This window comes from Sphingomonas sp. (genome assembly GCF_023266535.1).
GTDB lineage: Bacteria > Pseudomonadota > Alphaproteobacteria > Sphingomonadales > Sphingomonadaceae > Sphingomicrobium.
Map to the genome: position 1 here is coordinate 34852 of NZ_JAHFPY010000009.1, position 12663 is coordinate 47514.

17 protein-coding genes are annotated in these 12663 nt (G+C 62.4%); 7 read left to right on the forward strand and 10 right to left on the reverse strand.

Annotation, left to right across the window (positions count from 1 at the left end; translation table 11 throughout):
- Positions 1-3 precede the first annotated feature (3 nt).
- The 3 genes from Q0C64_RS02430 to Q0C64_RS02440 form a co-directional block, all read right to left on the reverse strand.
- Positions 4-417, reverse strand: coding sequence for a holin family protein (locus Q0C64_RS02430; RefSeq protein WP_294120570.1), 414 nt, complete (start codon positions 415-417; stop codon positions 4-6).
- Positions 418-483: 66 nt separating this feature from the next.
- On the reverse strand, positions 484-1041 hold the full coding sequence (locus tag Q0C64_RS02435; RefSeq protein ID WP_294120595.1) for a glycosyl hydrolase 108 family protein: 558 nt from the start codon (positions 1039-1041) through the stop codon (positions 484-486).
- A 148-nt stretch (positions 1042-1189) separates the two neighbouring features.
- Positions 1190-1813: a hypothetical protein gene (locus Q0C64_RS02440; protein ID WP_294120572.1), complete on the reverse strand. Its 624-nt coding sequence runs from the start codon at positions 1811-1813 to the stop codon at positions 1190-1192.
- Between Q0C64_RS02440 and Q0C64_RS02445 the strand changes: the two genes are divergently transcribed.
- From Q0C64_RS02445 to Q0C64_RS02455, 3 genes are all read left to right on the forward strand, one after another.
- Positions 1812-1955: a hypothetical protein gene (locus tag Q0C64_RS02445; RefSeq protein WP_294120574.1), complete on the forward strand. Its 144-nt coding sequence runs from the start codon at positions 1812-1814 to the stop codon at positions 1953-1955. The two genes, Q0C64_RS02440 and Q0C64_RS02445, sit on opposite strands and share 2 nt — an antisense overlap.
- A 39-nt stretch (positions 1956-1994) precedes the next feature.
- A complete protein-coding gene (locus tag Q0C64_RS02450) occupies positions 1995-2270 on the forward strand; it encodes a hypothetical protein (protein WP_294120576.1) in 276 nt (91 codons plus the stop codon).
- A 145-nt stretch (positions 2271-2415) separates the two neighbouring features.
- Positions 2416-2583, forward strand: coding sequence for a hypothetical protein (locus Q0C64_RS02455; protein ID WP_294120578.1), 168 nt, complete (start codon positions 2416-2418; stop codon positions 2581-2583).
- Positions 2584-2807: 224 nt separating this feature from the next.
- Here Q0C64_RS02455 and Q0C64_RS02460 read toward each other — a convergent pair whose 3' ends face one another.
- Genes Q0C64_RS02460 through Q0C64_RS02470 form a run of 3 tightly spaced genes read right to left on the reverse strand, consistent with a single transcriptional unit; the run spans position 2808 to position 4369 of the window.
- Positions 2808-3503, reverse strand: coding sequence for an RNA polymerase sigma factor (locus Q0C64_RS02460; protein ID WP_294120580.1), 696 nt, complete (start codon positions 3501-3503; stop codon positions 2808-2810).
- Complete coding sequence (locus Q0C64_RS02465) at positions 3503-3838, reverse strand: hypothetical protein (protein WP_294120581.1); 336 nt, start codon at positions 3836-3838, stop codon at positions 3503-3505. Before Q0C64_RS02465 ends, Q0C64_RS02460 begins: the two co-directional genes overlap by 1 nt.
- 6 nt (positions 3839-3844) lie before the next feature.
- Positions 3845-4369, reverse strand: coding sequence for a DUF4142 domain-containing protein (locus Q0C64_RS02470; protein WP_294120583.1), 525 nt, complete (start codon positions 4367-4369; stop codon positions 3845-3847).
- A gap of 265 nt (positions 4370-4634) precedes the next feature.
- Here Q0C64_RS02470 and Q0C64_RS02475 point away from each other — a divergent pair, with 265 nt between their 5' ends.
- A complete protein-coding gene (locus tag Q0C64_RS02475) occupies positions 4635-5090 on the forward strand; it encodes a hypothetical protein (RefSeq protein WP_294120584.1) in 456 nt (151 codons plus the stop codon).
- A 4-nt stretch (positions 5091-5094) separates the two neighbouring features.
- On the opposite strand, the gene Q0C64_RS02480 is transcribed toward Q0C64_RS02475, so the two are convergent.
- The 4 genes from Q0C64_RS02480 to uvrB all read right to left on the reverse strand — a co-directional run bounded on the left by Q0C64_RS02480 (position 5095) and on the right by uvrB (position 9434).
- Complete coding sequence (locus Q0C64_RS02480) at positions 5095-6375, reverse strand: L,D-transpeptidase family protein (protein ID WP_294120585.1); 1281 nt, start codon at positions 6373-6375, stop codon at positions 5095-5097.
- A gap of 95 nt (positions 6376-6470) precedes the next feature.
- Positions 6471-6761 carry an addiction module antidote protein gene (locus tag Q0C64_RS02485; protein ID WP_294120587.1) on the reverse strand — a complete coding sequence of 97 codons (291 nt, stop codon included), beginning with the start codon at positions 6759-6761 and terminating at the stop codon, positions 6471-6473.
- Positions 6736-7107, reverse strand: coding sequence for a type II toxin-antitoxin system RelE/ParE family toxin (locus Q0C64_RS02490; protein WP_294120588.1), 372 nt, complete (start codon positions 7105-7107; stop codon positions 6736-6738). The genes Q0C64_RS02485 and Q0C64_RS02490 overlap by 26 nt, the downstream gene beginning before the upstream one ends.
- A gap of 128 nt (positions 7108-7235) precedes the next feature.
- Positions 7236-9434, reverse strand: coding sequence for an excinuclease ABC subunit UvrB (uvrB, locus tag Q0C64_RS02495; RefSeq protein WP_294120589.1), 2199 nt, complete (start codon positions 9432-9434; stop codon positions 7236-7238).
- A gap of 236 nt (positions 9435-9670) precedes the next feature.
- Here uvrB and Q0C64_RS02500 point away from each other — a divergent pair, with 236 nt between their 5' ends.
- The 3 genes from Q0C64_RS02500 (at position 9671) to Q0C64_RS02510 (ending at position 12088) form a co-directional block, all read left to right on the forward strand.
- Entirely contained in the window at positions 9671-11005 is a 1335-nt protein-coding gene (locus Q0C64_RS02500; RefSeq protein ID WP_294120590.1) for an epoxide hydrolase family protein, read from the forward strand.
- 74 nt (positions 11006-11079) lie between these two features.
- Entirely contained in the window at positions 11080-11805 is a 726-nt protein-coding gene (locus Q0C64_RS02505) for a hypothetical protein (RefSeq protein WP_294120591.1), read from the forward strand.
- A 13-nt stretch (positions 11806-11818) separates the two neighbouring features.
- Complete coding sequence (locus tag Q0C64_RS02510; protein WP_294120593.1) at positions 11819-12088, forward strand: hypothetical protein; 270 nt, start codon at positions 11819-11821, stop codon at positions 12086-12088.
- The last annotated feature ends 575 nt before the right edge of the window (positions 12089-12663 follow it).

The window sequence follows — 12663 nt, forward strand, 5'->3', positions numbered from 1 at the left end:
CGCTTACCTTTCCACTCCCTTCGCCTTACCCCAGGTCCGCGCCGCGGTGTAGCCGAGATAGCCGGTGCCGAAGAGCATGTAGAGTTCCTCCGGCAGGCCGCGCAGATAGCTGGTCATGCCATTGCCGATGCCCAGCGCCAGCTTGGGGTCGACCGCGGCGATCAGACCCATCGGGATGGCCCACAGGATCAGCGTGTACATGACATAAAGGAAGCTCGGCCGGGCGCGGCTGGTCCAGGGATCGGACGACTGCGCCTCGGCGACGATCGCCTGCATCTGCACGCCGATCGCCTGCATTTCCTGGTCGCCCTGCAGCTTGATCAGCTCGAGCTTGGCGCGGTCGCGCGCCTCAGGGTCGGGAATGATCTTGTCGAGCAGCTTGGAGATCGGCCCGACGATCGCTTCGAGTAAAGCCATTCATTTGCTCCTTAGATTCGCTAATTTCATGGAGGCAGGCGCCAATTCTGTGAATTTATCGGTTCATCAATCCGAATTGAATTCACCTATACGGTTCGCCAGCCAACCATAGAGAAATGCCTCATTGGCCGGGCGCTTCTCGGCCAGGCGGAGGTAGCGCTCGCCTTGCAGCGCTTCGAGCGCACGCAACAACACCGTCTCGCCGCCGCTTTTCCCTCGAGCTGTGAGGAATGCATCAAGCGCGGCGATGGTCGCCGGGCCGACGCGTCCGTCGGGCGTCAAATCCGGATAATCCTTGCCGCCCCGGTTGAGCGCGGTCAGCGCGCGCTGGAGGAAGGTGGCCGCGACCGCCGGGCCCATATTGGCTCCGGTGTCGAACAGCTCGGCGGCGACCCGCGGCGCCCGCCTGGCAACCTGGTCGAACCGCGGGCGCAGCCAGTAGAGCCGGCGGTAGATCGCCGCTGCCTCGTCGCGCGACAGCTCGGCCATTGCACCGGCATAGCCATGCGCCCGCGCCACCGCTTCGGTAATGCCGTAGCGGGTCGGCCCGCCCTTGTCGGCGGGATGGTTCACATAACCAGCCTCGCGCTCGATCAACTCATCGATCAGCTCGTCCACATCCATCGCGCGCTCCTCCGGTTCGACCGAGTCGCGCAATATGTACCCATTTGGTTAGTTGTAGACAATCATGTACTTGAGTGAGCAGGGCTCATGCCTCATAACCAATTAGGGCAGGCCAGCGACATGGGGGCTGCCTTGATCGAGGCGGCCTCTACGCTTTCTTCTTCCCTTGGGGAGAGCGTACCTTTGGACGATTACCGAGCTTCGGTGCTGGTATTTTTTGAGGCTTTGGAATCACCGCTCCGAGAGGAAGCTTTTGGCCTGTCTTCAGCCTAAGCTGGTTGGTTGCGTGTATGAGTGTGTGTTCCGCATAGGCGAAGTATTCGAATTCCTTCTTTAGATGCTCCAGCGTCAGAAGTTGAAAGTTGATTTGAACTTCTGGGCCGGTCGTTTTTGCGACAGCATCAAGGTCGCCAATCCGAAGGTGGCCTTTGATACTGACGAACTGCCCGTGGGCGTATCGATTGCGAATATTCTTGCAGGCAAAGATGGCCTGAAAGGCTTCGCAGTATGGCTTCAGGAGGTCATGCGCGGCCATCTTCGGACGAATGATCGCGTCAGCCACGCTTAGGCGATTGGCTTCGCTGCGAAGCCGGTAGAGAATTCGGACTGCTGTGACGGTAGTGTTTGGATCTTCATCGTGATTCTCGCCCAACGTGGCGCGAACCATGTCCAGGAGCATGAACTCCAGCTCGCCATAGGCCAGAATAAGCTTGCCGATTAAGTCCCGCTCTTGCGGGTGTTTGTCGAGCTGGATCAGGAGCGAGTGCTGCATGACAATTGCGGATAAGGGCACCGAAACTTACTCCGACGATGAAACCAAGCGCCGAGCCGAAGCGACGCTTAAGGTGATGCTGGCGACACCGCACAAGCCGCACAAGGCCAAAAGTAGCCGCCTTGCGGCAAGGCCCAAGTAGCCCGATGACATCGTCCCACTCGGCGACTACATAGCGGCCATGGCCACCTACGTAATTGTCTATTCGACTGATATCACGCCAACCGCTTCCGAGATCGAAAAGCTATTTCCGGGCAGCAGGCAATGGAACGAGAGGACGTTTATCGTTCAAGCGCCGGATGTAAGCGCGAAGGCTTTGACGCTGCGACTCTCAGAGGCCACGGGCCTCAAGCGCAGCCTGTTTGTCTGCCGCCTAAGCGCAGATTACTACGGTTATTCCAAAATAGAATTTTGGAATTGGCTCTCGGCGTCATTCGCGGGTGAGTCCAATGAGTAAGGCGCGAACCGGCCCACCGGAACATGATACTCCGCCTAGGTATCTACCCGATGTTCCGCCGCCGCAACATGGTGCCGATTACGGACTCCATACGCTGACAGCAGTGATTGAGATGCAAAAGTCTCTTGGAGTGCTGACTGCGAAGGTGGAACGACTGGTCGAGGATGTAAAAACCCAAGGCGACAAGATCGACGGAATGCGTCTCAAGCTTGCGCTTTTTGCCGGAGGCGGTGCTGTTGTGGGGGCATTGATTGGCGGGCTGGTTGCCGTACTCAATGCCATCCCATGGGACAGGCTCTTCCCCCCTACTTAGTCCAGCGCTTGCGGCGCTCACCAATCTGAGACGGTGCCGCGTAGTAATCGGGCAGCGAGCAAACCAATCCGCCGATAAGTCCGGCGCCTGCCGGCGCCTGCCGGCGCTCCCGCCGCTTAAGCGAGGAAGAAAATGACGATCACGACGCCGAGGCTGCCGAGGATCAATCGCAGGCTGTGGCCGGACATGACTCCTCCTAGCCCGCCCGGGGCCGAGGCAAGTAGCTATCGTTTGTTAGGGTCCAAAAGCGCCGCCAGGACGCGCTCGGTCATGCGCTCGCAATCCATGCCGGCGAATGGGAACGCTCCGTCGAGCGCGGTCCGGACGTCCGGCGCCAGTGCTTCCCGCAATTTGCTCCGGGCCCGGAGCAATCGCGTCTTGACCGTTGCCGCCGGAATGTCGAGCGCCTCGGCCGTCTCCTCGACGCCAAGCCCCTCGACCTCGCGCAATACGAACACGGAACGGAATGCGATGGGCAGGCCTGCCACTGCCCGCTCAATCATTTGTCGCAGCTGTTCCCGCGCCATGGCCGCGTCTGGCGCGACCGGCTCCGACCCGCGCATCAGCGTTTCCCGATAGGCCTCCAGCACGGCCACCCCATCCGCCTTGAACTTCGCGTTCCGGCGGCGGGTTGCCCTGAGTCGCCCGAGCGCCTCGTTGATCGCGATCCGGGTGAGCCAGGTCGACAGCGCCGAGCGGCCGGCGAACTCGCCGATCTTGGCGAACGCCTTGAGGTAGGCCGCCTGGACCGCCTCCTCGGCTTCACCGCGATCCTTGAGGATACTCCATGCCGCCCGAAACAGCCGCTGGTTATTGGCCGTGACGACATGGCGCAGCGCAGCGGCATCGCGCGCCACGCAAAGCCGGGCGAGATCAACGTCGCCGAGGACCGCCAGCGCAATGTCGGGACGGGCTGCCATCAGGCCGAAACCTTCAAGGTCGCGCGCATGGCGGGATGATAGCGGCAATTGACCAACAATGCGCCAGCCTTTCGGACGATGCTCGTCGCCCTCGCTCCCGGCGCTAGGTCGACATCAAAGCTGCCGTCCTTCGCCGTTGCAGTGTGGCGGAACAGGTCCTTGTTGACCCACAAAATGCGGTCTCCAATGCGGACCGAGGCCGGCACGGTTCCGAACTTCATCTTGTCGATTACCACGACATGAGTTTGCGGTGTTGGGGTTTGCGGTGCTGCCACTGCCGGGGGCGATGACAGCAACAACACCGCGAGGGCGATAATCGGGGTACGTACCCGCATCGCCCCTTACAGCTTCCTTGCGAGCTGTTCGGCATGCATCTGATGCTCGCCGAACAGGGTCAGGCCGGTTTCCAACAGCGATTTCAATTCGCCATTGTCGGCCGATGGAATCAGGGTCGATCTCAGCGCGCCGTTGACCGCCTGATGATAGGCAGCCTCATTCTGCACATAGGCGCGGTCGAATGCGGCTCCGTTGAGCTTGTCCAGCCGATCGAGCGTGGCCGAGGCCTGTTTTGCCAGCGCCTGACTGGTCGCATTGTCGACCGGCGTCACGCCTAGTTTCTTGACCAGCGCCAGCGCCTGTCCGTTCACTGCTTCATGGTCGCGGACCATGACCTCGGCGAACGACCGCACCGCCGCATTGTGCGACTTGGCCAGCGCCTGCTTGGCCGCGGTGACGTCAAGCGCTCCGGCGGTATAGGCGATGTGCGCGATCTCGGCGTCGCTGGGACCGCTACCGGCCAGTAATGGAGCTGCTCCTGCGGCGGCGAGAAGTGCCGCAGCACCAATCAAGCCAAATCGACGCATCATCATGACATTCCTTCCAAGTGCTTGTGGCCAGCCGCCTGTCCGGCCAACCGTCGCTCGATTGGATGCCGGTTTCGATGAAAGGTTCCCGCCGCTGGGTTTGCGTTACATGACCCGATTTGCGGCAGCCGCGGCATTGCCGGGGCGGCGAGGGTTCAGCGATTGACAGAGACCGGCAAATGGCGGCTGATGCGCTCCGCTGGCGGTGCGCCCGCGTGAGGTTCCCCGGGGCAGCGGCAATTGCCGGCACATGGAGGGGGTTTGCATCATGAATGACGCTCAAACCGCAAAGGCGCCCTGGCATTTATGGGCGGTCGGCATATTGGCGCTGCTTTTGAACGGCTTCGCCTGCACCGACTATACAATGACCCGGATGCACAACATGGAATGGCTGGCGCAAGGCGGCGGCGACCCGCAAGCCATGCTGGACTGGATCGAGGCTTTCCCGCTCTATGCGCAATTCTTCTGGGGGTTGGGCGTGTGGACAGGGCTGATCGGCGCGGTCCTGCTGTTGATCCGGCATCGCTGGGCGGTCCCCGCGCTGGGGTTGTCGTTCCTGGGTGCGGTGATCAGCCTCGGCTATCAGACGTTCGGAGCGCCGCCCGCGCCGCCGCCGATGGACGACCCCAGTGGCATGGCGATGATGTCGGCGGCGATCATCATCGCGACCGGTCTGTTCTATTACTACGCGCATCGCCAGCAGAAGGCCGGGGTGCTGCGCTAAGCCCTTAGCCGACCGCGGTGCCGCCGAACATCTGCGGCATCGCCAGCGCGTCGAAGCCGTAAGGATCCGGGCGGAAGGTCACGCCATTGGGGCTCGCCGCGACGGTCAGATAGGTCATATAGACCGGTACCGGCCGCGGCAGGTCGACCTTCGCCTCCAGCCCGGTCTGCGACTGCGGGACATAGCCGAACACCCAGCCGGCGAAGCGCTTGTAATCCTCCAGCCGGACGCAGCCGTTGCTGAGGTGCCGCCCGTCCTGGACGAACAGCTCGTCATGCGGCGTATCGTGCAGATAGATGCCGAAATCATTGGGCATTTCGAACTTCATGTTGCGCATCGAATTCCACGGGCCCGGCAGCTGGCGGACATGGATCGTCGGCTTGACCTTGCCCGAGGCAATACCCTTCCAGTTGACCGTCTTGGGATCGATGATCCGCGCGTTGGGGCCCCAATCGGACAGCACTTCGTAGTGGAAGTCCTTGAAGTAGGAGAGACCCATCTCGCCGACCTTCCTGGCGGTCAGGCTCTTCACCAGTTCGGGCGGCACGTTCCAGTAAGGATCGACCCGCGCGTTGCGCATCAGCACCGCCATCATCGGCGTCTTGGTCTGGGGCGCGCCGACTACCACCCGCATCTTGTCGGCCATGCGGTCGCGGTTGAAGAAATAGACTTCGGCCGCGCCGCTATCGACCACCACATAGCGGTCGAACGCGCGCTGCGCCGGCAGGCGATAGGCCCGCTCCATGTTGATCGCGATCCGCCGCGCATAGTAGGTCGATCCGCGGTTCAACGAGGCGATGGTCGCCTTGCCGGCGATCCCGTCGGGCGTGCCGAGCCCGTGCACCGACTGGTAGGACGACACGGCCTGCGCCAGCTGCTCGTCATAGCCACCGTCGGGGTAGAGCCCCAGCCGGGTGCGGAGCAGCTGGACGCGCTTGCCGGTCGAGCCGCGCTTCAATGCCGCCCCGGCCGGGATCCTGGTTTGCGGCAGCCGGCCCCAGCTCGCCTGATATTGCTGCAACCCGCGCGCCAGCTGGTCGAACATCGGGTTGGGCGCGCCGCTGCGGCTGGCGCCCGGGTTGAACAGGCGCGACAGCCAATTCTGCGGGCGTTGCTTGCGCCGCGCGACGCTCGACATCTGCGGGTCGACATAGACGAAGTCGATGCCCTGCTTGATCGCGCGCGGCACCGCGACCGGTTCGTCGCCGTGCGGGCTTTGGGCGGCAAGCGGGGTGGTGGCCAGCATCGCCGCCGCGCCAACAATCAGGACAAGCTTCATTCGCATAAATTTTGCGCCGCGTTCGCGGCGCTTCCGTTGTGGAATTTTCAGATGAAACACATTGCGCGGCTTCGGGTTGCGCGAGCCTGAACGCGCCCCAATCAGGCGGCGCGCTTCTGCACGGTCAGTTGTAGCCCCAGGGCCTTGAGGACGCCGACCAAGGTTTCGAGTGTCGGATTTCCGTTCTCGGACAGCGCATTGTACAGCGCCTGCCGGCCAACCTTGGCCTTCCGGGCAATGTCGCTCATGCCCTTGGATCGAGCCACGTCGCCAAGCGCACGCGCAATGAATACCGGATCGTTGTCCTCCATGGCCGCGTCGAGGTAGGCGATGATATCCTCTTCCGTCTGGAGAAAATCCGCAGGGTCAAAAGGCTTCGTCCTGATTGCCATCGATTTCTTTCGCCATTCGCTTCGCCAGCTCAATGTCGCGCTGCTGGCTCGACTTGTCACCACCGCAAAGCAGCAGGATCAGGCGACCGTCGCGATTGACGAAATAGGCACGGTAGCCCGGCCCGAAATTCATCCGCAACTCGTGGACGCCATCGCCCACCGATTTGGCACTACCGAAATTGCCGTCACCGAGCTTGCGAATCTGATTGAGCATCCGGGCGCGGCCATCACGATCACGCAACCGCATAAGCCAACGCTCAAAAAGCTCGGTCATCCGAACTTCGATAGCCTGTCCTTTATAAAGGACATTCTGCGAATTGTCAAAGGGTGCGCCGAACTGGGTCATGGCCGCACCTTACGGGTGCCGGGCAAAAGCTGCAGGGTTGTTTGAATAGCCGCTCTCATTTGGTCGGCGTATCACACGCGCGATCGTTTAAGAGTTAGCAATTGTGCAGTGACTGGGTCACTTAGCTCCTAGCGCCGACCGCCGCCCCACCTGCGCTGCGTCTTGCCGAAGCCGGTGCGGCGCGTACCGGGCTTGCCCTGCGTGGCGTTGCCGGAAGGGCGCGGCGCGACGCGGTCGGGATCGGGAATGCCGAGTTCGTCCTCCTCCAGCCGGCGGATTTCGTCGCGCAGCCGCGCAGCCTCTTCGAACTCGAGGTCGGCGGCGGCCTTGAGCATCCGCTCCTCCAGGTCGCCGATGTAGGCGCGGAGGTTGTGGCCGACGAGGTGCGGCCGCTCCTCGTCGCCGGTCTCGACCAGCACGCCGTCGCGCAGCGTCACGTCGCTCATAATGTCGTTGATGTGGCTCTTGATCGAGGCCGGCGTGATGCCGTGCGCCTCATTATACTCGACCTGCTTTTCGCGCCTGCGGCCGGTCTCCTTGAGCGCGCGCTCCATCGATCCGGTGACGGTATCGGCGTAGAGGATGACCCGCCCGTCGATGTTGCGCGCGGCGCGGCCGATGGTCTGGATCAGCGAGGTCTCGGAGCGGAGGAAGCCTTCCTTGTCGGCATCGAGGATCGCGACCAGCCCGCATTCGGGGATGTCGAGCCCTTCGCGCAGCAGGTTGATGCCGACCAGCACGTCATAAACACCGAGCCGCAGGTCGCGGATTAGCTCGATGCGCTCCAGCGTTTCGACGTCGCTGTGCATGTAGCGGACCTTGAGCCCCGCCTCGTGCAGATATTCGGTCAGATCCTCGGCCATCCGCTTGGTCAGCGTGGTGACCAAAGTGCGATAGCCCAGCCTCGCCGTCTCCTTGGCTTCGTGGACGAGGTCGTCGACCTGGTCCTCGACCGGCTTGATCTCGACCGGCGGGTCGATCAGGCCGGTTGGGCGGATCACCTGCTCCGAAAACACCCCGCCGGTCTCGTTCATTTCCCACGGGCCGGGCGTTGCCGAGACGAACACCGATTGCGGGCGCATCGCGTCCCATTCGTTGAAGCGTAGCGGGCGGTTGTCGATGCAGCTCGGCAGCCTGAATCCGTACTCCGCGAGGGTAATCTTCCTCCGATGGTCGCCGCGCGCCATCGCCCCGATCTGCGGTACCGTCTGGTGGCTTTCGTCGACGAACAGCAAGGCATTGTCGGGGAGATATTCGAACAGGGTCGGCGGCGGCTCGCCCGGCAGCCGGCCGGTGAGGAAGCGCGAGTAATTCTCGATGCCGGCGCAGCTGCCGGTGGCGGCGATCATCTCGAGGTCGAAATTGGTCCGCTGCTCGAGCCGCTGCGCTTCGAGCAGCCGCCCCTCGGCGGTCAGTTCCTTGAGCCGTTCCACGAGCTCAAGCTTGATCGCCTCCATCGCCTGCTTGAGCGTCGGCCCCGGCGTTACATAGTGCGAATTGGCGAACACCCGGACGCTGTCGAGGCTGGCGGTCTTCTTGCCGGTCAGCGGATCGAACTCGGTGATCTCCTCCAGCTCGTCGCCGAAGAAGCTGATCCGCCAGGCGCTGTCCTCATAGTGCGACGGAAAAATTTCGAGATTGTCGCCCTTCACGCGGAAATTGCCGCGGGCGAAGGCCTGGTCGTTGCGCTTATACTGCAGCGCGACCAGCTTGCGGATGATCTCGCGCTGGTCGACGCTCTCGCCCTTCTTCAGGTCGAAGATCATCGCCGAATAGGTCTCGACCGAGCCGATGCCGTAGAGGCAGCTGACCGAGGCGACGATGATCACGTCGTCGCGCTCCAGCAGCGACCGGGTTGCCGAATGGCGCATGCGGTCGATCGCCTCGTTCACCGAGCTTTCCTTCTCGATGTAGGTGTCGGACCGCGGCACATAGGCCTCGGGCTGGTAATAATCGTAGTAGCTGACGAAATATTCGACCGCATTGTCGGGGAAGAAATTCTTGAACTCGCCGTAGAGCTGGGCGGCGAGGATCTTGTTGGGCGCCAGCACCAGCGCCGGGCGCTGGGTCGCCTGGATGACCTGCGCCATGGTGTAGGTCTTGCCGGAGCCAGTGACGCCGAGCAGCACCTGGCTGACTTCGCCATTGTCCGAAATGCCCTCAACCAGTTCCTTGATCGCGGCCGGCTGGTCGCCCGACGGCGAATAATCGGACTTCAGCTCGAAACGCTTGCCGCCCTCGGCCTTGTCCGGCCGCGCCGGGCGGTGCGGGACGAACGTCTCGCCAGTCTCGGGCTCGGCGAGGCTGGTGCGGATTTGAATCGGCATCGAGACCATATGGGGAACGATGAGGCGCGGGGCAAATGGGGGTGGCTAACGACCGCTTTGGGCGAAAAGAGGACGTTACTCCCAATCAGGCTCCTTGGGAGATTATTGCGCGAACCGGAATAATGTCTTCCGACGCAAAGCTATTCAACCGCCAATCGGTCGACACCAAGTCATCGGACAATAGCAACCCGATGCAAGCGCCATGGTGGCGAGTCATCGGAACAGGAGCAAATTCGATGACTATCCAGACTGTCCGTCGCGCTCGGCGGACACTGTTGAACGCGAGCGCATTTGCCGGGGCGATCCTCGGTTTCGTGCCCGGCACGGCGCTGGCCGCGACCGATGCGGCGCCCGCCGCGCTCGAGCGGCCGGCCCAGGACGAATCCATCCGTCCATTCCCGAAAATCCATTTCTCGCAGAAGGCGATCAACGATCTGCGTCGCCGGATCGTCGCGACCCAGTGGCCGGAACAGGAAACCGTCACCGACACGTCGCAGGGCGTGCCCCTGGCAACGATGAAGGAGCTCGCCCGTTATTGGGCGACGCAATATGACTGGCGTGCCGCGGAGGAGAAGCTCAACAGCTACCCGCAATATGTCACCAACATCGACGGCGTCGACATTCATTTCATCCATGTGAAGTCGAAGAACCCCAACGCGCTGCCGCTGGTCATCAACCATGGCTGGCCGGGTTCGATCCTGGAACAGATCAAGCTGATCGGCCCGCTGACCGACCCGGTCGCCTATGGCGGTAAGGCCGAGGACAGCTTCGACGTCATCATCCCGTCGATGCCGGGCTATGGTTTCTCGGGCAAGCCGACCACCACCGGCTGGGGCCCGGAGCATATGGCCAAAGCCTGGGACGTGCTGATGAAACGGCTCGGCTACAAACATTATGTAGCCCAGGGCGGCGACTGGGGTGCGTTCGTGGTTGATTATATGGGCGTACAGGCGCCGGAAGGTCTGCTCGGCATCCACACCAACATGCCAGGCGTGGTCCCGGCCAACGTCGACCAGGCCGCCTTTACCGGCACTCCAGCCCCGGCCGGCCTGTCGGCGGATGAGAAGCGCGCCTATGACGGGCTCGCCTACACTTACCGGCATATCGGCATCTACCAGCTAATGGCGAACCGGCCCCAGACCCTCTACGGGCTGGCGGACTCACCCGTTGGCCTCGCTGCCTACATGCTCGATCATGGTGACGGTGGCGGCCAGCCTGCAGCGGCGGTGAGCGAGGCGCTCAATCGCCACTACAGCGGCACCGGCGAGCTCACCCGCGACGAGGTCCTCGACAACATCACGCTCTATTGGCTGACCAATACCGGCGTGTCGGCGTCGCGGCTCTACTGGGAGTATAAGGGCGGCTTCTTCAACCCGAAGGGCGTCAAGATCCCGGTCGCGGTCAGCGTCTTCCCCGGCGAGCAATATCAGGCGCCGCTCAGCTGGGCCAAACTGGCCTATCCCAACCTGATCTATTATCATCAGGCCGAAAAAGGCGGTCACTTCGCCGCCTGGGAACAGCCGAGGATCTTCGCTCAGGAACTGCGCGCGGCCTTCCGCCCGCTCCGCTGAGCGAATGGGCGCGGGCCGGACCTTGCCCCCTGGTCCGCCCGCGCCCGCCCCTTTTTCCATCCGCGAGAACCACAATGACCCACCGCAATCCACTCCTTGGCCAGGCAATCGAGGCCCATGGCGGCCTCAATCGCTGGAACGGCTTCGAAAAGGTCGAGGCCGAAATCGACAGCGGAGGCGGATTCTTTGCGTTCAAGGGCGTGCCGCTGGCCGGACGCCGACAGCTGACGGTTTGGCTTCACGAGCAGCGCGCCGTGATCGCTCCGATTGGGGGCGATGGCCCGCGAGTGCTGTTCACCCCCGAAAGAGTGGCGGTCGAGCAGCCAGACGGCGCCATCCTCGCCGAACGGACAAATCCCCGCGAGGCGTTCGCCGGGCACCAGATGAACACGCCGTGGGACCCGCTGCATCTGGCATATTTCAGCGGCGAGGCGCTCTCCACCTATTTCAAGACCCCCTTTCTGCTGGCCGGTGACGGCGTTGAAGTCGAAGAGGTCGAGCCGTGGCTGGAGGGAGCCGAAACCTGGCGCGTGCTCCGCGCCACCTTCCCTGAGAGTGTGGAGACCCACAGCCGGGTGCAGCATTTCTATTTCGGCGAAGATCGGTTGCTTCGCCGCCACGACTATCAAGTCGACATCGCCGGCGGCTTCGGCGCTGCCCAGCTTGTGTCCGATCCGATCGTGGCGGGCGGCATCCGCCTGCCCTCCCGTCGCCGGGCCTATGCCCGCGGCGCCGACGGCCAGCCAATCCTCGATCTGCTGATGGTTTCCATCGACGTCAGCAACGTCCAATTCAGTTGAGGTGCCCCCAACTATGAACAACCGTGAAAAAGCGCTTGGAGAGTTTTGGCGGATGGCCCACTGGATCGTCTTCATAGCCGTGCTGATGGCCGGCGGAGCGATCCTGTACCTGGGACTGACCGTCGGACTTGACCTTCACCTGGTCATCGCCACCCTGGGCGGCGTCTTCATTTCGGTCGTGTTGGGCTGCGGCCTGATGGCGGCATCCTTCTTCAGCGACAAAAGCGGCCATGACCAACTGGTCTCGGACGCAACTCGGCAGAAGGAAAGGGAATCCCAATAACGGCAAGAACTCGATCGCTGATTTCGGGCCGCAACCGGCGGCACAGAGCAGTCGGCCGCGGACTGATGGAGCCCGCTATCGGCTGGTGCCTAACCTGGCTGATGATTATTGGGGGGCGCCAAAAGCCTCGCTCCCCATTTGCTGAGGAACCGCGCCATCACAAAGATAGGGTCAGCGGCTTCCGAGCGACGGTTTGCGCGGATTTCGGCGGTGTTCTGTAAGGCACTCATAGCTGCACCTCAAAATTGAACCGATTTGACGCCCAATTGCGCCGCTTGCCAATTTAGATCGCACCTATATGCGAGTGAATAGGCGTCGTTTGACTGACACTGTTTCGATAATTGAAATAATCTGACCAGCCGCCACAATGACCGCAATGGGTCGAAGGAGAATGCTGGCCAATTAGCCCCCTGCCCGTTCCAACTTTGCCCAAGCGTTCAAATCCGGCTCCCCGACCTTGACCAGATGATTGCGGTCGCGGTGGAGAAATGCTGCTACGCTCGCTGATCGAACGCGGGGGCCGCCATGCAGATGTTCGAATATGTCATCGTCCTGATTTCGATCGTCATCGGCCT